The organism is Bradyrhizobium sp. STM 3809, assembly GCF_000239795.1.
Lineage (GTDB): Bacteria > Pseudomonadota > Alphaproteobacteria > Rhizobiales > Xanthobacteraceae > Bradyrhizobium.
In genome coordinates this window covers 1-18,880 of the sequence record NZ_CAFJ01000115.1, presented here as the reverse complement: position 1 = coordinate 18,880, position 18,880 = coordinate 1, and the positions used below count along the sequence as shown (strand labels likewise).

Genomic DNA, 18,880 nt, shown 5'->3' with positions numbered 1-18,880 from the left:
CGGGTAAAGATTTAACCCTACCCGCAACAAACAGCTTTTCACGACGCCGGCCCAAGCCGGCGGTCAGCGTATTTGCGTTATCCCAGACGCGAGAGCCGACCAACGCGAGCCTGACATCATGGACGTCAACCGCCGCAATCTGCTTGGAGCCTCCGCGGCCGGCGCCGCCGGTGCCCTGGCGCTTCCGACCGAGCCGGCACGGGCCGCCCCGCTGATCGCCACGCTCGGCCGCGACGCCACGCAATATGGCGTCAAGCCCAACAGCCCCGACGACCAGACCCGCGCCCTGCAGCGTGCGATGGACGAGGCCGCGCGCGCGCAGGCGCCGCTGGCACTGCCGCCCGGCACGTACCGCAGCTCGATGCTGCGGCTCGGCAGAGGCGCCCAGCTCGTCGGCGTCCGCGGCGCCACCAGGCTGGTCTTCAACGGCGGCGCCCCGTCCCTGCTCTCGGCCGAAGGCGCCGACGGCCTCGGCATCACCGGCGTCGCGCTCGACGGCGGCGGCATCGCCCTGCCCCAGCGCCGCGGCCTGCTGCACGTGGCCGCCGGCAACGAGGTCAGGATCGTCGATTGCGAGATCACCCGCTCCGGCGGCAGCGGCGTCTGGCTCGAGCAGGTCTCCGGCGACATCAGCGGCAACATCCTCACCGACATCGCCGTCACCGCCGTGGTGTCGTTCGATGCGCTCGGACTGATCGTGTCGCGCAACACCATCAAGGGCACGCGCGACAACGGCATCGAGATCCTGCGTACGGCGATCGGCGACGACGGCACCATGGTGCTCGACAATCACATCGAGGACATCAAGGCCGGCCCCGGCGGCTCCGGTCAGTACGGCAACGCCATCAACGCGTTTCGGGCCGGCAACGTCATCGTCAGGGGCAACCGCATCAGGAACTGCGACTATTCGGCGGTGCGCGGCAACTCGACCTCCAACATCCAGATCGTCGGCAACGGCGTGACCGACGTGCGCGAGGTCGCGCTGTATTCGGAGTTCGCGTTCGAAGGCGCCGTGATCGCAGGCAACACGGTGGATGGCGCCGCCTTCGGCGTCTCGGTCTGCAATTTCAACGAGGGCGGCCGCCTCGCGGTCGTCCAGGGCAACATCATCCGCAACCTGATCTCGAAGCGGCCGATCGGCACCGCGCCGGATGACGATGCCGGCATCGGCATCTATGTCGAGGCGGATTCCTCGGTGACCGGCAACGTGGTCGAGAACGCCCCGTCCTACGGGATCGTCGCCGGCTGGGGCCGCTACCTCCGCGACGTCGTCATTTCCGGCAACGTCATCCGCAACGCGCTGGCGGGTGTCGGCGTCTCCGTCGCGCCGGGGGCCGGCACGGCGCTCGTCAGCAGCAACATGATCTCCGGCACGCCACGCGGCGCCGTGATCGGGCTCGATCACATCAAGCCGGTGACCTCGGACCTGACGCAGGACGGCGCGCAGCGATTCGCGCAGATCGTCGTCAACGGCAACGCCGTCCGCGGCAGCTGAGCGGCCGGCTCAGAACGACACCTTGATGCCGCTGCGCGCGGCATAGGCCGCGGCCGCATCGCCGGTGAAAGTGGCGTCGGCCGAGCCGAACAACGCGACCGTCCGGGCCAGCTGCGTGTCGAAGCCGATGCCGATCGATCCGCCCGGCACCCTGGCTGCACTTGTGTAGTTGACCGCGAATCCGGTTCCGGCGATCGATGCGCCAAAGCTCTGCGGGCCGATGCGCTGCTGGCCGAACACCGAGGCGTTCAGCGACAGCCGCGTCGCCAGCCCGCTGGCGCCGGTCAGCGTATAGGCGAAGATCGCGCCGAAGCGCTCTTCCAACATGTGCACCGCACGGGCATCGTAGCTGGCGTTCTGCGACGAATCTCGTTCGGTGTAGCCGCCGGAGAAGGTGCCGTTGTAGCGCAGCTTGACATAGGGCGTGATCATCGCCGCCGGCGACAGCGCATAGCGGTAGCCGAGGGACACTTCGGGCGCGATGAAGAAGCCGCAGAAGCCGCCATTGGCGTTCTCGCGGCCTGCCGGCCCGTTGACCGCGCGCGTGGCGCTTGCCGACAGCCCGCCGGATGCAAGCGCCACGTCGAACACCGCGGCGCCGAGCTCACGCCGGCCGTAAAGGCCGGCAAAATACAGGTCGGCCCTCAGCCGGCCCGAGCCATCATTCATCCAGCCGGACATCTGCCCCGCCCCGGCAAAGCCGCCCACGCGCCAGGCGTCCACCCTGCGGTCATAGCCGACCATGGCGCCGTAATGCGTCGCCACCGAACCTGCGTCGGCCGCAGTGCCCGGCTGGATGCGCGTGCCGCCGAAGCCGCGAGCCCAGACCAGATTGCCCTCGGCGTCCCGGCTGGTGCCCTGCGGCAGCGCCATGCGCGAGGACCAGTCGGTCGAAGCGAACGCAGACTCGAACGCGCTCCGGTCGCTGCCGGACTGAACCGCCGGAGCGAACGACAGCGTCGCGGTGCCGGAGGACGCGCCCTGACTTGCGGGGGCAATGCCGATCCGCTGTGGCGGATCAATATCATTGTCGAGAATGCCGCCGACAGCGCCGAACACCGCGCGGGTGAAATCGGGCAGCACGGCCGTAACCGCGGTGCTCGTGGTCGGATTGGACTGCGTCACGACGATATTGCCGTTTCCTGCTCCGCTCACGCCGGAGGTAATCAGCACCTGGTTGGCATTGTTCAGGGTGATCGCGTTGCCGGCGATCGTGTAGTTCAGGACGGGCGTCGTATAGCTGCCCGTGCCATAGCGGATGGTATTGCCCGTGTTGCTCTGCCAGTCGACGCCACCGATAAACTTGGCCCCGGGATCGATGTTGAGCGTGTGGCCCGTGGTGCCCAGCGCGTAAAAGATGGCCGGATTGCCCGCTGCGTTGGAGATCGTGCCGGAATTGGTGATGGTCGAGCCGTCGTTCTGGACAACGATCGTCATGTTGCCGTTCGAGCTCGCAATGCTGCCGGTGTTCTGCAGCGTCAGCCGGCCGGTGACATCCAGCGCGACGGCATTGGACGAGATCGTTCCGGCATTGACGATGTTGACCGGCATTGCCGCATTGTTCGACGCGAATCCCAATCCATAGCCTGAGCTGCTGATCGTGCCACCGGCGGCGTTCGTGATCGACACACTGCCGGTCCCCGGTATATCCTGGTAGTAGACGGCGGTGTTGCCGGTACCCGACAGCAAGCTGATCGCTCCGGCGTTGGAGACCGTGAAGCTCGATCCCTTGCCGAATACGACCACGTTGTCGTTATCGGAGGAAATCATTCCGCCCGCGTTGTTGGTCACCGTCAGCGCCGCGTTGGAATAGATTGCGGGGCGCGCGACGGCTGAAAATCCGGCATTGCTGATCGTTCCGGAATTGACCACCGTCATTCCGGACGAGCCGGAATTGTACAAGCCATATCCCGGTCCAGAGATACTGCCGCTCGCGGCGTTCGTGACCGTGGCGGCGCCTCCGATCGCCGAATAGCTGATCGCACCGGCGTTGACGTCGGTGCCGGACAGTGTTCCGGCGTTCTGGACCGTGAGGTTCAAGCCGCCGCCCGTATTGATGGCATAGATACCCATCCCGCCGGCGATGCTCGCGCCGGCGGCGTTGGTCACGCTCACATTGTAGGATGCGGTGGTCGCCGAAAAGTACACGCCCGCATGGCCCGTGCCCGTCATCGTACCGCCGGCGAGATTGGTCACGGACAGGTCGCCGCTGTCACTGCGAACGCCGTACTGACCGCCGGTGATGGCTCCGCCATTGTTCGTCACCGTGGCAGCACCGCCAAAGGCGAAAACGCCTGAATTACTGGTGCCGGTGATTGTGCCCGTATTGGTCAGGTCGATCGCACCGCTCGTAACGCCATACTGGCCGCCATTGATCGAACCGGAGTTGGTGACGTAGCTGAGGTTGACGGTCTCCAGACCTGCATAGCTTCCGCCCGAGATGGCGCCGGCATTGACGAACGTCCCCGGCGTCGGGATCCCGCCCCAGACGGCCACGCCGGTGTTCACCCCCTGGATGCTGCTGCCCGCATCGTTGTGAAACGACACAATGTTGGACGGAAAGCCGACGGAGCCGACATAGACGCCGTAGGTCACGCCCGCGCCGGTGCTGTTGATCACCCCGCTGTTGGTATTGGCCAGGGATAGATCGCCGACCGTATAGACTCCGCGGCTGAGACCGGAGATCGTGCCGCCATTGTTGGTGAGGGTCAGAAGGGCGTTGTCCTGAATGCCGAAGGTACCGCCGGTCATGGTGCCGGTATTGGTGCAGGTCTGGTTGGTGCCCGTCGCCGTGCAGGCCGCAAGAACGGGATCGCAGCAGGATGCGCCGACGACGAGAGCCAGAGCGAAGGCGCTGCTGTCGCGGGCGGTACGGTAGGAAAGATTCATCGACATGATCCGGAGCGTTACAGATTCCCGGATTTACTATGCCGGACGGTCAAATTCAGTTCTCAGCATTCATGACACGACGCACTATGCAAACTTGACACATCACGCCATTCCGCATCGGCGCATGGCGTCGACCGCGCCGGATCGTCCGATGCATGGAAACCATCCGTGCTGGTTTAACGGTATGACGCCCGTAATCTCTAGTCGCGCAAGACCGGGCTCGCATGGTCTGGTCGATGGACTTGTCGGCATGCTGAACCCATCATGGGCAAGCCCCTACTAATGACCGCGCCTGATTTCACCAGGGGCGCTCGCATGTCGTGATCTCGCTCGCGACGCTTCGCTCGATGGATCTCTGCCCATGTCGTCTCCCGTCTCCCCGCGTCGTATCTCGATTTCGAGCTCAGCGCTTCCGGGGGGACTGCACGAGTGCTGCGAGATGTTGAGCGGCCCCGTCGGACGGACCATCCGGTTGCTCAGCGCCGAGGGACCAAGCCCCCATTACCGCTCGGAGGCATGGCTGATCCCCGGACTGACCGTCAACATGGTGCACGCCTCTCAGATGGGCATGACCGGCAGCGGCTCCATCAACGGCCGTGACGATCTGTATCTCAACATCCCGCTCGACAGCTTCAGCTATTGCGTGACCCAGGCGGGACGAGAGGTGGTCGCGGCAAAGGGAAGCGCCGCCACCAGCCTGAGTGGCGAGGCCTATACCGTGACATCGGGTGCCTTCGCGGCGCAGCCGCGCGAGGGGCGCGCGCTGACCCTCGTCCTCGACCGCGCCTTGCTGCGCGATCTCGTCCGCAACGAGGATTCGATGGTTGCAGGCCACGTTGTTCCGTCCACGCCCGCACTGCCGCTGCTGATCAGCTACGTCACCGCGCTGAGCCAGATCGACGATGCGCTGCCGTCACAGATGGCGCGAACGGTCGCGCGGCACAGCGCGGAGCTGGTGGCGCTGGCGCTGGGACCATCGGCGCATGCCAGGGAGGCGGCGCGCGAGGAATCGCTGGGAGCAGCCCGGCTTGCCCACGCCCGACGCTATATCGCCGAGAACCTCGCCGACCCGCAGCTGTCGGAGGAGAAACTGAGCCGGCTCCTGGGCGTCTCGGTCAGCTCGATCCGCAAGGATTTCGAACGATCGGGTCAGTCGCTCGGGCGGTATGTGCGTGAGCAGCGGATCAAGAAGGCGGCTGCGCTGCTGTCCGATCCGCGATCCCTGGCGATGAAGATCATCGACATCGCCTTCCTGAGCGGGTTCAGCGACATCTCGACCTTCAATCGTGCGTTTGCTCGCCAGTTCGGCTGCTCGCCGCGGGAGTTCAGGGCCGAACGGATCGGCAAGTCGGCTCCGTCCTGACGAGGAGCAGCGTCGGACCGTGTTGCCCGGTCAGTACGCGACGGCCAGCGCCGGATAGCGGCGCTCGATCGCATCGAGGTCGAGCACCGGCTCGTCATACTCCACGTGGCCTTCGATGCCGATGCTCAGGGCCTGCTCGAGTGCCGACATGTCGATACGCAAGGGAGCATCGGCGAGATCCGGCGCGACGTCATGTTCAACGACCTCGTCGGGCTCGACGACATAATCCGGCTCGATGACGTCGTCGGGCTCCAGGTCCGGTTCGGCCAGTGCGATCTCGGGCTCGACGATGATTTCGGATCTCGCAAGGATGGTATCGAGCGAGCGCGGCAGTTCGATCGGCCGGTGCTCGAAGCTGCGCTCATCACGGGCGTAGAGCATGATCGGCTCGGGAAGTCTCTCCGGCTCCACTGGCGGAGCCGCGACCTGTGGCGGAGCCGCGACCTGTGGCGGAGCCGCGACCATTGTCTTGATCGGCGCAACGCTGGCCGGCACGATGGTCATCGGCGCGATCTTGATCGGCTCGACCTTGACCGGGTCGACCTTGGAGGGCTCGACCTGGGAGAGCTCGACCTTGGCGGGCTCGACCTTGGCGGGCTCGACCTTGGGGCTGGCCAGCGAGGTCCAGGTCTGAACCGCGGCCTTGGCGTGACGAAGGTCGTCCAGGAAGGATTGTTCGGTGTAGTAACGGCGCCAGCGGCCGCTATCGAACAGCTCGGTGAGATGATCGAGGCGGCGTTCAGCGAGCGCGCGCCAACGCGCAGCCAGTTCGCGGCTGCAAGCCACGTCCAGTCGATGTGTCATAGGGGAGCCCGCAAGAAAGGGGACGGACGCACTCGGCACGAATCAACGCAACGTGACGTGAATATTTTGTGGAAAAGGTTAACAAAGTCTAGCTATCGCCGTCTTCTTCGACGGCAAAACCGTAGTCGTCCGGAAATTCTGTCCATGATGTTTCGGGCCAAACCGGCTGCCGCCAAGGCCCGCGCGAGCCAGCGCACAACGAGACAATCAGGAGCTGCAGAACCGGACGCCGAGCTGACGGGCTCTGCCGTCTCCGAGATCGCCGTGGATATCAGTTGCCGCCAAAATGAAAGAGCCGTCCGGGGGGACAACCGGACGGCTCGAGCCATATGGGCGCTTGGGGTGGATGGGCGCTCGCGCCTGATATAGCCATGGGGAGGGGATCACCGCTCCCACATACCTTCTGTCGTGACCGCCCGGGCCGACGTTCAAACGGCGGCCGGGATTTTTGAAACGTTCACGAAAAGTTTGACGCTACTGCTGCTGCGCCGGACGAAGCCCGTCCGAGGCCGAACCGTCGCCGGTCGCCACCGCCGCAGCGGAAGCCGGGCGCAGTTCGCGCGCGGGGGCCTGATCCTGGCCGCTGTCGCGCGCCAGTCCGCCGCCGGGTGCGGCAGAGACTGCGGGTGCATCCTGGGGCGACGCGACGGCCTGGACCGCCGCCAGCGCATCCGCCTCCCCGGCTCCGAACAGTTCGTCCTGACCGGGCGCGCCGAGATCGCGCGCAGTCCTGGTCAGCACCGTCCGTACGGTCTCCGGCTTGAGCGCCGGATTGCGCTCCAGCACCAGCGCCGCAAGCCCGCTGACATAGGCCGCGGAGAACGAGGTGCCGGAAATGATCTGGTACTTGCCGTCGGGCGCCGGCAGGAAGATGTCGGCGCCCGGCGCGGCGAGCGCGATGTAGTTGCCGCGGTTGGAGGCCGGCAGCAGCTGGTCGCGCGGATCGGTCGCGCTGACCGCGATCACGTTCGAATTGGCGGCGGGATAGAGCGGCGGCGATTTCGCCCCGGCGTTGCCGGCGGCGGCGACCATCACGACGTCCTTGGCGGCCACGGCTGCGATCGCGCGCTCGATCACCGCATCCTTCGGCCCGGCGAAGCTCATGTTGATGATCTGCGCGCCGTGCAGTGCCGCGTAGTCCAGCGCCTTCAGGATCACGTAGGAGCTGCTCTCCGGGCCGCCGCCCTTCTTCCCGACGCCGAACGCGCGGATGGCGATGATCCGTGCATAGGGCGCGCTGCCCATCAGCCGCTTGTGCGACACGATGACGCCGGCGATGCCGGTGCCGTGCAGGTGCGGCCCCTCGTCGCTGCCGAGCGCGTCGAACGTGTCGAACGCGGCGTCGGCGAATTCGGGATGCTTGATGTCGACGCCGGAATCGATCACCGCGATGGTGACGTTCGAGCCCTGCGCCAGCCTGTGCGCCTCCGGCAGCCGCAGCTTGACCAGCGCATATTGCGCCGGATCGCCCTCCGTCGGCACCGCCCCCTGTTGCAGGGCATAGCGATAGTTCGGCTGCACCGAGCGGACGCTGGGATCGGCGGAAAAAGCGCGGCTGACCGCGTCGAAGGAGCGGCGCTCAGTGATCCTGAAACGGCCGATGGTCGCGCCGATCAGCGCAAAGCTCTGCGAGCTGATGCGCTGCAGGCCGTGACGACGCGCCAGCGCGTCGGCCTGCTCGGCGCTGAGATTGCCGTCGATCTCGGCGAGCAGTTCGTTGGCGATGATGCGCGGATCGCTCGCGGCCGCGGACCCCGGCTCGCGCCGTTGGGCCGTCGAACTCGTCTTGGAGCGGCCCTTGCCCGCATTGCCGCCCGTCGCCATGGCTCTGCCGGATCCGCCGTCGGCGCCGGCCGACGGGCGCCCTACGCATTCGCCCGAGGCCGTGCGGTCCGGCGGGCTGCAGGAGGTCTGCAGGTTCGGCGAGAAGCGCGCGCTCGGCAGCGTGGCGATGCCGGCGCCGGCCCCGCGCATCGCGGCGCTCGGATTGATGCTCGGCACCCGGCTCGAAATGTTGAGGTTGGGCGAGCGCATCATCGCCTGCGCCGACGCGCTGGTCGCTCCGCTCGCAAGCGCCAGCGCGACGCCCGCGGCTGCGACGATCAGGGATCCGGCCGACCGCAGCACCGCGCGAGATGAGACGAGGCTGAGCAGCATGACGCCTCCGACTGCCGGCACGGGCGGCCCGGATTATTGAGCAGGCACCGCGAGGCTGACGATCTTCTCGCGCGCCAGGCGGCCGATCAGTTCATCGGCGTCGGCCTTCGCCAGCAGCTGGTTGCCGAGCTGCAGCTTGAACAGCCCGCCCTTGGCGCCTTCGACGATCGAGGCCTGATAGCGGTCGAGCAGTACCGTGATGTCGGCCATGCGCGCATCCGGCGCGAACCGCACCAGCGTGTAGACCGGAGCCGCCGCGGCGGCCTGCGGCCCGAGGCCCCGGATCAGCGGGGCGGCCGGGACCGGGGCTTCGGCGACGCGCGCACGGTTCATGCTGTCGGGCGCACGCGGCTCGGCTGGCGCAACCGACATCGCGCCGGCCGGGGGCGCCGCGCGCGGTGGCGGCGGGGCCATCCGCGGATCCGCGGTTTTCGGCTCGACCGCAGGAGCCGGGGGAGCGACTTTGTCCTGGGCGACCCTATCCTGGGCGACTTTGTCCTCGGCGACCGACGCCACCTGGTAGGTCGCCTGCGAGCGCATCAGCACGCTGCCGATGATGCCGGCCTGCGCCACCACGAGCAGCGCGCCGAGGCTCACGGTCCAGGCCAGTGTGCGCGGCGACAGGCTCTCGACGAACGCCATGATGCGCGACCCGAAGCCGGGCTGCGCCTTCGGCGCCTGCTCCGGCTCGGCCTCGATCGCGGCGAACAGCTTCTGCATCGCGCGCATCGACGGCGCACCGAGGCTCTCGTTCAGCGCGATGGTCTCGGCATATTCCTTCTGGATCTCGGCATATTGCCTGGCGAGATCGGCATCCTGGCCAAGCGCCTCCTCGACACGGCGCATGTCGCGCGCGCTCAGCGTGCCGGCAGCGTACCACGGCAGCAGCAGTTCGATGTCGCCAGGCTCTTGCTCCAGCATTTTCTTGCTCAAAGCCATCATGGCCAGCCTCTTTCAATGCCGGCCGCCTTCAGGAGTTCGGCCAATTTCTTGCGCGCATAGAACAGGCGCGTCTTGACGGTGTTTTCCGGAATTCCGACGATCTCGGCCACCTCCTCCACGGATTTCTCGTGGTAGTAGACGAGATCGACGATCTCCCGGTGGTCAGGCGAAAGCGCGGTCAGGCACTTGCGCAGGGCTTCCCCGGTATTCTTCTTCTGCACCGCCACTTCCGGATCGTCGGACGTATCCTCGATCGCGTTCGCGGCTTCGTCCTCGAGCTCAACGTCCTTCCGGCGGCGAAGTGCCGAGAGGGCCTTGAACCGCGTAATGGCCAGGAGCCAGGTTGAGACGGCAGAGCGGCCCTCGAACTTGCCGGCCTGACGCCACACGTCGAGAAAGACCTCGCTGATGAGATCTTCCGCGACCTGTTCGTCCCGCACGAGCCGCAGCCCGAAACGGTACACCCTGACATGGTGCCGTCCGTACAGCACCTGCATGGCGAGCCGGTCGCCTTGAGCGATCCGGGCAATCAGGGTTTCGTCTGACGCCGCTGCTGTCACGCTCAATGGCCGTCTCGCAAAGTTGGTCTGGAGGAATGAGCTCGGGGTTCGAATACAACCGCAAAATTCCTCAAAATACCGGAAAGATACGTCGTCAGGTGTGAGGTAGCGCACAGACTTGCGCTTTTCGCGCGACGACCGGGACGATCCCCGGCGGGTTCCCGTCTGCCATGTTACGTCCCCGCCCCCACCCGCTGCGCCGCCTGCAAAGCCGTAATTTCCCTGCCGCGGCAAGACGCGGCGCCGGTGTCGTCCCGGTTCCCTAGATGCCAAAGATAAAGGCTTTCCCACGTAGATTTTCAGTTGAAACCCAAAGAAATGCGAGCAAATGGACACGGCGGTACCGTCTTATCCAAGTCCCGAGGTTGCCGAGGCAGAGGGCTCGCGCGCGCCGGCTCAGGAACTGCACGTCCGCCGCGCGGGCCGGCGCCGGCAGATCCTGGCGATGATCGCCGGCTGCTATCTGATCGATGCGGTCATCCTGTTCATCTATGCCCAGGCCGGCACCGTGCCGCCCACGATCGCCCCGGCCTATGCCGCGATCGGCATTCTGACCGTCGCGTTGTGGACGGCGCTTTCGGAGAGCGGGTTCAACGACCGTTTCCGCGATCATTATCTGGTCGTGCCGCAATCGATCATCAGCATGATGATGACGGTGGCCTTCTGCTACATCGCCCCGAAAGTCAGCATCGTCTTCCTGTGCACGCTCTATCTGGTCGTCGGCTTCAGCTCGCTGCGCGCGACGCCGCGCCAGACCGCGATCTGCTGGACGTTCCTGGCGCTCGGTCTCGCCGCGCTATTCCTGCTGACCGACAAGCCGCTCGGCATGCCCACCGGCAACGGCCTCGAGCGACTGGCGACGCTACTGGTGTTCCTGCTGACGCTCGCCGGCTGCATGTTCCTCGGCATCTTCTCCAGCGCGCTGCGCGAAACGCTGTATCAGCGCGGCCAGAAGCTGAAGGAGGCGTATCGCCGCATCGAGGAGCTCGCCGAGCTCGACGAGCTGACCGGCGCACTGAACCGCCGCTCCATCATGCATGTGCTGGACAAGGAGATGGCGCGGTGCCGCCAGATCGGCAAGCCGTGCTCGATCGTGCTGCTCGATCTGGACCTGTTCAAGCGCATCAACGATACGCACGGCCATCCGACCGGCGACGAGGTGCTGCGCACCTTCGCGATCACGATGTTCGCCAACATTCGCAGCAGCGATCATTTCGGCCGCTATGGCGGCGAGGAGTTCCTGCTGGTCCTGCCGGGGGCGCCGGCGGACCCGGCGCTGCGGCTCGCCGAACGGCTCCGCCAGATCATCGCCGATCTCGACTGGAGCGCCTTCTCGGCCGGGCTGCAGGTTACGTTCTCGGCGGGGGTGGCGACCTTGCGCGGCGACGAGACCGCGGACTCCCTGCTCGCCCGCGCCGATCATGCGCTCTACGCCGCCAAGGCCAACGGCCGCAATCGCATCACCGGCACCTGAGCATCCCGGCATGCCCGCAAAGCCCAACGCAAGCCTGCTGGACGAGCTGGAGGACACGCTCGCGCACGGCACGGTGGCCCGGCGGGTCGAGACGCTGCGCAAGGTGACCGACCTGTTCGTCGAGGGCGCGGCGGATTTCGCCGATGACCAGGTGGCGCTGTTCGACGACGTCTTCGCATGCCTGATCGACCACATCGAGGTCTCGGCCCGCGCCCTGCTCGCGACCCGTCTGGCGACCATCGAGACGGCCCCGCAACGCACCCTGCACCGGCTCGCCGATGACGACGCCATCGAGGTCGCCGGCCCCGTGCTGTCGAAATCCGAGCGGCTGGACGACGCCGCGCTGATCCGGACCGCCGAAACCAAGAGCCAGGCCCATCTGCTCGCGATCTCGATCCGCCGCGTGCTGAGCCGCGCCGTGACCGACATTCTGCTCCGGCGCGGCGATGACGCGGTGGTCCAGAGCACCGTCAGCAATCCCGGCGCCGACTTGTCGGAGCGCGGCGTCGAAACCCTGGTCGATCGCGCCGCGCTCGACGAGAACCTCGCCGCCTGCCTCGCCATGCGGCCCGATCTGCCGCGCCACGTCTATCTGAAGCTGGTGTCCAAGGCCTCGGCCGCCGTGCGCGCGCGGCTGGAAGCGGACAATCCCAAGCTCGCGCCGGAAGTCTCCTCGGCGGTGCGGACGGCGGGCCGCCGCGCGCGGTCGAGCGCCGTGGCGCTGACCGGTCAGACCGAGATCGCACACGCGCTGGTACGGTCGCTCCACGCCGACGGCCGGCTCGACGAGCAGCTCGTTGCGCAGTTCACGGAGCAGCGGAAGTTCGACGAGGCCAATGCCGCGATTGCGGCCATGGCCAACGTGCCCGTCGCGGTCGCCGAAAGCGTCATGATCGAGAGCCGCGCCGAGGGCGTGATGGTCCTGGCCAAGGTCGCCGGCCTGTCATGGCCGGTGGTCAAGTCGATGATCACCATGCGCGATGAGCTGACCGGCGCGACGCCGACCGACCTCACCGCCAGCCGGACGACCTATGAGCGGCTCCGCCGCTCCACGGCGCAGCAGGTGCTGCGCTTCCACCGCGTGCAGGACGCCGCGGTGCAGACCGAGGCCTGAGGCCCTTTCAATAGCGCAGCACGCGCGCGCCGATGGCCGCTCCCAGCCCGGCCACGATCAGCGCTGCGGCGGTGTACCAGGTGGCGACGAACAACGGGGAGTCGTCGTTGCAATGCGCGGCATACAGCGTGGCCGCGATGCCCGCCGACACCAGCCCGGCGATCGCGCCGGCGACCCCCGGGCGCGACGGCGCGCCATGGCGCAGGCCGAACAGCGACGCGGCGAGCACCGGCAGCGACAGCACCGGGATCGCGCTCATGCACAGCATCGAATTGTGCCCGACCATGCGCGCCATCATCGGCACCCGCTGCGGCAGCATCATCTCGGCCGCGATGCCGCCGACCAGGACGATGATCGGCGCGATGAGGAGCCAGCTCCAGCCATGCAGCGAGGCTTCCGGGCGCGACAGATGCAGGCTGAGGATCAGGGCCGGGATCGCCAGCGCCGTGGTGACCACGAACTTCAGGTCGAAGAACGGATTGCGCACGGCAAGCCAGATATCGGGGCGGATGCCGAGGCCGACGAGCAGCATCGCGGTCGACACCGGCGTCGCCGCCATCAGCGCCAGCGCCATGACGATGCCGACCGGCTGCGCGCGTTGCGCGTTGTCGGCGGCGAGAGTGCGGATGAGCTGGTCGGTGTCCATTGTCACGTGTCCCGTAGCTTGGCCGTGAGGCTCGCGAGCGCCCGGTGCAGCGCCACCCGCACCGCGCCCTCGCTCATCGAAAACTTCTGCGCCGTCTGTTTGATCGAGGAGGCCTCGACCGCGATCGCCTGCAGCACGTCGCGCTGGCGCTGCGGCAGTGTCTTCAGTTGCGTCTCGACTTCGCTGGCGGAGACGCTCGGCGCCGGCGCCGCGTCGGCCAACGTCTCGGCGAAATCGTCGATGTCGACGAACACCCGCCGGCCGCGCCGGCGCAGCATGTCGATCAGCTTGTTGCGGGCGATCGCGAACAGCCAGGGCGCGAACGGCGCGTCGACGTCCCAGGTGTGCCGCTTGAGATGAACCGCCAACAGAATTTCCTGCACGATGTCCTCGGCCTGATCCGGGGGCTGGCCGGCGCGCGCGAGCCCTCGCCGCGATGCTGCGCGCAGCACCGGCGTGATCGCCTTCAGCAGACGATGATAGGCTCCGTCATCTCCGGCGACGGCCTGGCGCATCCAGCCCGTCCACTCGTCGTCACGCTCGCGCACCTACGCTCCCACCCCCAAGTTTCGGCCCGGGCCGCCCGTTTGTTACATCGCAGCGACGATCATCACAAATTCGTGATCACCAGCATGGCCTCGGAACCAGCCGAGTTGCGCCACACAGAGAGCACGGCCGCGCGCAAGTCTGGGAACCGCTCTTAGCACCGAATCGATCGTTGGAGGATCGGACTTCTGAGGTGTCGGGCCAAGGCCGCCGCGAATCCGGCGTCGCCTCCGTTTTGCCTTGAGCGGCAGGAAGATACCCAGTTTCCGCCCCGATCTCGACATCTGTCGGGGTCTCACTCTGCCATGGGGCTGGCAGGGTGGGGAGAAGACCTGAGATGACGATCCAAGCCAGTGGACGTTCAGCATTCATCGCAGCTGCAGCGCTCGTGCTCTGCCTTGTCGGCGCGGGATCCGTCCGCGCGGCGGACTCGCAGGCCTACAGCCCGTTCCTTCCGGTCGGTTCGGAGACCGCGACGGCGGCCAAGCAGGACGCGTTTCCGACCCCGATGACCACGGAGGCACAGGCCGCACCTGCGGCTCAGGCCACCGAGACCGAAGCGGCCGCGCCCGAGCCTGCCACAGTGAACATGGTCACCATCAGCAGTGACGACGGCTCGGGCTGGGACAAGGCCTCGATCATCGGCAAGATCTTCATCGCCTGCGGCACCCTGCTCACGCTGGGCTCGGCGGCGCGGATGTTCATGATCTGACGCGCCGCGCCGCCCCCCTACTTGATGCGCAGCCATCCAGCGGGCAGATTGCCCGCTGTTTGATTTTGCGGGGGTGGAAACATGAGCGTTTTCGAGCACATCATCGTCGAGGGCAAAGGCGCGGTCGGCGTCATCACCTTGAATCGGCCGAAGATGCTCAACGCATTGTCGTTCGGCGTCTTCCGCGAGATCGCAGCCGCCGTCGACGACCTCGAGGCCGACGACGCCATCGGCTGCATCGTCATCACCGGCAGCGAGAAGGCGTTCGCGGCCGGCGCCGACATCAAGGAGATGCAGCCCAAGAGCTTCATCGACATGTTCTCGAGCGACTTCACCGCGATCGGCGGCGACCGCGTCGCGCGCTGCCGCAAGCCGACCATCGCCGCGGTCTCCGGCTACGCGCTCGGCGGCGGCTGCGAACTCGCGATGATGTGCGATGTCATCATCTGCTCGGATACGGCGAAATTCGGCCAGCCGGAGATCACGCTCGGCACCATCCCCGGCATCGGCGGCACGCAGCGCCTGACGCGCGCGATCGGCAAGGCCAAGGCGATGGACCTCTGCCTCACCGGCCGCATGATGGACGCGGCCGAAGCCGAGCGCGCCGGCCTGGTCAGCCGCATCGTGCCCGCCGACAAGTTGATGGAAGAGACGATGGCCGCGGCCGAGAAGATCGCGGCGATGTCGCGTCCCGCCGCCGCGATGGCCAAGGAAGCCGTCAACCGCGCCTTCGAGACCCCGCTGTCCGAGGGCATGAACGTCGAGCGCAACCTCTTCCACGCCACCTTCGCGCTGGAGGACCGCGCCGAGGGCATGGCCGCCTTCATCGAGAAGCGCAAGCCGGTGAACAAGAACCGGTGAGTGGAGGCCTGCCGAATCTGAGTTGATGCTCTCAACGATCAGTTCAAGTTACCGCCGCACGAACGGTGCCCTCCCTCTCCCCGTTCTTACGGGGAGAGGGCTGGGGTGAGGGGCAACCACGCGGGCAGTGTTGCCATAGAGCGCACACGTCCGAGTCCGAGGGAGCTGGGGTTGTGGCTCCGCCAGTGCCATGCCCCTCACCCGGATTGCTCCGCAATCCGAGCTCTCAGCGCGAGCGAAGCTCGTCGCGGCCCCGCAAAGGGCGGGGAGAGGTGCACCGAGCAGGCCGCTGATAGCTCGCAAATAACTGAGATGATTCGCGGCCCTCGCGAGGGCAACGTCCTGTCAGCGCACTTACTCACCCGCCTACCGCGCGCGACCGCTCCGGCGCCCGCGACGCCTCGCTCTGTGGCGCGACCGCCACAACAAACCATGGAAAAGCCTGCCGGATTCCACATCGGCGGTTTGTGTGTGGCCGCGCGCAGCCGTAAACAGGTAAACAATTGGTTAAGACAGTGGGACGCGGCGGAGTCGGATAGTGGGTCGAGCCAAAGACATTGGCCTCGGCAAGGTGCGCGCAACGCGGGGCAGCCTCGGGCTGATTCTCGCGGCCAGCCTTGTCGTCGTCTGCTCGCCGGTGCGCGCCGAGGATCTCGCGGCTGCGCTCGCGAAAGCCTATCAGACCAACCCGGCCCTCAATGCCGAGCGCGCGCGCCAGCGCGCCACCGACGAGAACGTGCCGCAGGCGCTGGCCGGCTACCGTCCGCAACTCGTCGCGAGCCTCAGCAGCGGCTTGCAGGCGGTGCGCAATCTCCTGCCCGGCAACACCATCCAGACCCAGACCTTGAAGCCCTGGACCATCGGCGTCACCGTCACGCAGACGCTGTTCAACGGCTTCCGCACCGCCAATAGCGTGCGCATGGCCGAGCTGCAGGTGCAGTCCGGCCGCGAGGCGCTGCGCAATGTCGGCCAGGGCATCCTGCTCGATGCCGTCACCGCCTATACCAACGTGCTCGCCAACCAGTCGCTGGTCGAGGCGCAGCGCTCCAACGTCGCGTTCCTGCGCGAGACGCTGGCCGTGACGCAGCGCCGCCTCAACGCTGGCGACGTCACGCCGACCGATGCCTCGCAGGCCGAGGCGCGGCTGTCGCGCGGCCTCTCCGACCTCAATGCCGCCGAGGTCAATCTCGCCATCAGCCAGGCCACCTATGCGCAGGTGATCGGCATGGCGCCGGGCCAGCTCCGCGCCGCCGATCCGGTCGACCGGCTGCTGCCGCGCTCGCGCGAGGATGCGATCGCGCTCGCCAACAAGGAGAACCCGGCGGTAGCGGCCGCGAGCTTCGACGTCGACGCCGCCTCGACTTCGATCCACATCGCCGAGGGCGCGCTGCTGCCGAGCGTGACCTTGCAGGGCAGCGTCAGCCGCAGCCGCGATTCGGACCAGACGCTCGGCACCTTCGGCACCGACCAGGCCTCGATCGTCGGCGCCGTCACCGCGCCGATCTATGACGGCGGCACCGCGGCCTCGCAGACCCGCCAATCCAAGGAGCTCGCCGCGCAGAGCCGGCTGGTGCTCGACCAGGTCCGCAACCAGACCCGCACCGCCGTGGTCAGCGCCTGGGTGGCCAATGAGGGCGCGAAGGTCGCCGTCAGCGCCTCCGAGGCCGAGGTGAAGGCCGCCACCGTCGCGCTGCAGGGCGTCTCGCGCGAGGCGCAGGGCGGCCAGCGCACCACCGTCGACGTGCTCAACTCGCAGGCCGATCTGATCCAGGCCAAGGCCCGCCTGATCGGCGCCCAGCGCGACCGCGTCATCGCCTCCTACACGCTGCTGAGCGCCGTGGGCCGGCTCGATGTCAAGAACCTCAATCTCAACACGCCGGACTATCTGCCCGAGGTCCACTACCACCAGGTCCGCGACGCCTGGCACGGCCTGCGCACGCCGTCGGGGCAGTAAGACGCCGTCGGACGCAAGCTGACCTAGCCAAGGTGAGCTACGTTGTCCTCGAACAGAGTGAGATGGGAGCGCGTCGCCCCATCCTCGACAGTCTTCCCGGGCAAGCCGGAACGGCGCGCACGCGCCGTGGAGGCGCCGACCCGGGACCCATAGCCACAGGGCGATGTGGAGACACGAGAACGGAGCCACGCGTGTGCCGCCACACGACCTCCTGTGGCTATGGATCCCCGCGTTCGCGGGGATGACGACCTATGGCTGGCTTCGCTCTTGCCCACTGCCCCGCGCCGGTTCACGCTCCTCCCGCAACACCAAGCGCGTCACCCGCAACGCACGCGCGACATCCGGGGAGACCCACCATGCTCAACCGCCGCAGCCTGCTGCTGGCCTCGCTCGCCGCCGGAGTGACGATGACGACAGCCCGCGCAAACCCCTCACAACCGGCCACGCCGGTCGATTTCGACGTGCCGGCCGACGCGTGCGACTGCCACACCCATATCCATGGCGACCCCGAGAAGTTTCCTTTCGCCGCCAATCGCGTCTACACGCCCGAGCCGGCCTCGCCGGAAGAGATGGCGGCCCTGCACAAGGCGCTGCACATCAAGCGCGTGGTGATCGTGACGCCGAGCGTCTACGGCACCGACAACTCCGCGACGCTGTACGGGATGAAAGCCCGCGACAACGACGCCCGCGGCGTCGCCGTGATCGACGACAAGACCACCGAGGCGCAGCTCGATCAGATGAACGCCGACGGCTTCCGCGGCATCCGCCTCAACCTCGCGACCGGCGGCATCAATGATCCCAAGGTCGGCCGCGCCCGCTTCCAGGCCGCGGTCGACCGCATGAAGGCGCGCGGCTGGCACATCCAGCTCTACACCAACACGCCGATGATCGCCGCGATCAAGGACCTCGTGATGCAGTCGCCCGTGCCGGCCGTGTTCGATCATTTCGGCGGCGCGCAGGCCGATCTCGGCCTCGAGCAGCCCGGCTTCTCCGACCTCGTCGATCTCGTCCGCAGCGGCAAGGCCTATGTCAAGATCTCCGGCGCCTACCGCGCCTCGACGAAGGGCCCCGACTACACCGACGTCATCCCGTTCGCGAAAGCCCTGATCGCAGCCAATCCCGACCGCATCGTCTGGGGCACCGACTGGCCGCACCCGGACTCTTCGCCGCATCCCGAGCTGAAGGTGACAGACGTCAGGCCGTTCTATGCGATCGACGATGGCCGGCTGATGAACCAGCTGCCGGTCTGGACACCGGACGCGGCGATCAGGAAGAAGATCCTGGTCGACAATCCGGCGAGGCTTTACGGGTTCTGAGCAGCTCGTAGGGCGGGTTAGTACTATTGCGTCAGAAACACTGCCGG

Annotated in this window: 15 protein-coding genes; 8 read left to right on the top strand and 7 right to left on the bottom strand. The window is 67.1% G+C overall.

Annotated elements, in window-relative coordinates; all coding sequences use genetic code 11:
* Positions 1–118 precede the first annotated feature (118 nt).
* A complete protein-coding gene (locus BRAS3809_RS05985) occupies positions 119–1,495 on the top strand; it encodes a TIGR03808 family TAT-translocated repetitive protein (protein ID WP_008961202.1) in 1,377 nt (458 codons plus the stop codon).
* A gap of 9 nt (positions 1,496–1,504) precedes the next feature.
* Here the strand turns inward: BRAS3809_RS05985 and BRAS3809_RS05980 are convergent, their stop codons facing one another.
* Positions 1,505–4,384, bottom strand: coding sequence for an autotransporter outer membrane beta-barrel domain-containing protein (locus tag BRAS3809_RS05980; protein ID WP_008961201.1), 2,880 nt, complete (start codon positions 4,382–4,384; stop codon positions 1,505–1,507).
* A gap of 439 nt (positions 4,385–4,823) precedes the next feature.
* On the opposite strand from BRAS3809_RS05980, the gene BRAS3809_RS05975 reads away from it, so the two are divergent.
* On the top strand, positions 4,824–5,747 hold the full coding sequence (locus BRAS3809_RS05975) for a helix-turn-helix domain-containing protein (protein WP_008961200.1): 924 nt from the start codon (positions 4,824–4,826) through the stop codon (positions 5,745–5,747).
* A gap of 30 nt (positions 5,748–5,777) precedes the next feature.
* Here the strand turns inward: BRAS3809_RS05975 and BRAS3809_RS05970 are convergent, their stop codons facing one another.
* The 4 genes from BRAS3809_RS05970 to BRAS3809_RS05955 all read right to left on the bottom strand — a co-directional run bounded on the left by BRAS3809_RS05970 (position 5,778) and on the right by BRAS3809_RS05955 (position 10,216).
* Positions 5,778–6,551, bottom strand: a complete 774-nt coding sequence (locus tag BRAS3809_RS05970) for a TIGR03809 family protein (protein WP_240535605.1) — start codon at positions 6,549–6,551, stop codon at positions 5,778–5,780.
* 474 nt (positions 6,552–7,025) lie between these two features.
* Positions 7,026–8,708, bottom strand: coding sequence for a S8 family serine peptidase (locus tag BRAS3809_RS05965; RefSeq protein WP_008961198.1), 1,683 nt, complete (start codon positions 8,706–8,708; stop codon positions 7,026–7,028).
* A 33-nt stretch (positions 8,709–8,741) separates the two neighbouring features.
* The gene (locus BRAS3809_RS05960; protein ID WP_008961197.1) at positions 8,742–9,650 is read right to left on the bottom strand and encodes a zf-HC2 domain-containing protein; all 909 of its coding nucleotides are present in this window, start codon (positions 9,648–9,650) and stop codon (positions 8,742–8,744) included.
* The gene (locus tag BRAS3809_RS05955; protein WP_008961196.1) at positions 9,647–10,216 is read right to left on the bottom strand and encodes a sigma-70 family RNA polymerase sigma factor; all 570 of its coding nucleotides are present in this window, start codon (positions 10,214–10,216) and stop codon (positions 9,647–9,649) included. The genes BRAS3809_RS05960 and BRAS3809_RS05955 overlap by 4 nt, the downstream gene beginning before the upstream one ends.
* Positions 10,217–10,538: 322 nt before the next feature.
* On the opposite strand from BRAS3809_RS05955, the gene BRAS3809_RS05950 reads away from it, so the two are divergent.
* Positions 10,539–11,684 carry a GGDEF domain-containing protein gene (locus BRAS3809_RS05950; protein WP_008961195.1) on the top strand — a complete coding sequence of 382 codons (1,146 nt, stop codon included), beginning with the start codon at positions 10,539–10,541 and terminating at the stop codon, positions 11,682–11,684.
* Positions 11,685–11,694: 10 nt separating this feature from the next.
* On the top strand, positions 11,695–12,798 hold the full coding sequence (locus BRAS3809_RS05945) for a DUF2336 domain-containing protein (protein ID WP_008961194.1): 1,104 nt from the start codon (positions 11,695–11,697) through the stop codon (positions 12,796–12,798).
* Between the two features lie 7 nt (positions 12,799–12,805).
* Here BRAS3809_RS05945 and BRAS3809_RS05940 read toward each other — a convergent pair whose 3' ends face one another.
* The gene (locus BRAS3809_RS05940; RefSeq protein ID WP_008961193.1) at positions 12,806–13,444 is read right to left on the bottom strand and encodes an NrsF family protein; all 639 of its coding nucleotides are present in this window, start codon (positions 13,442–13,444) and stop codon (positions 12,806–12,808) included.
* A 2-nt stretch (positions 13,445–13,446) separates the two neighbouring features.
* Positions 13,447–13,992 carry a sigma-70 family RNA polymerase sigma factor gene (locus tag BRAS3809_RS05935; RefSeq protein ID WP_083839053.1) on the bottom strand — a complete coding sequence of 182 codons (546 nt, stop codon included), beginning with the start codon at positions 13,990–13,992 and terminating at the stop codon, positions 13,447–13,449.
* Positions 13,993–14,327: 335 nt separating this feature from the next.
* Between BRAS3809_RS05935 and BRAS3809_RS05930 the strand changes: the two genes are divergently transcribed.
* The 4 genes from BRAS3809_RS05930 (at position 14,328) to BRAS3809_RS05915 (ending at position 18,833) form a co-directional block, all read left to right on the top strand.
* Positions 14,328–14,702, top strand: a complete 375-nt coding sequence (locus tag BRAS3809_RS05930; protein ID WP_008961191.1) for a hypothetical protein — start codon at positions 14,328–14,330, stop codon at positions 14,700–14,702.
* An 81-nt stretch (positions 14,703–14,783) separates the two neighbouring features.
* Complete coding sequence (locus tag BRAS3809_RS05925; protein ID WP_008961190.1) at positions 14,784–15,563, top strand: enoyl-CoA hydratase; 780 nt, start codon at positions 14,784–14,786, stop codon at positions 15,561–15,563.
* A gap of 535 nt (positions 15,564–16,098) precedes the next feature.
* On the top strand, positions 16,099–17,517 hold the full coding sequence (locus BRAS3809_RS05920) for a TolC family outer membrane protein (RefSeq protein WP_085963452.1): 1,419 nt from the start codon (positions 16,099–16,101) through the stop codon (positions 17,515–17,517).
* 356 nt (positions 17,518–17,873) lie between these two features.
* Entirely contained in the window at positions 17,874–18,833 is a 960-nt protein-coding gene (locus BRAS3809_RS05915; RefSeq protein ID WP_008961188.1) for an amidohydrolase family protein, read from the top strand.
* Positions 18,834–18,880 lie beyond the last annotated feature (47 nt).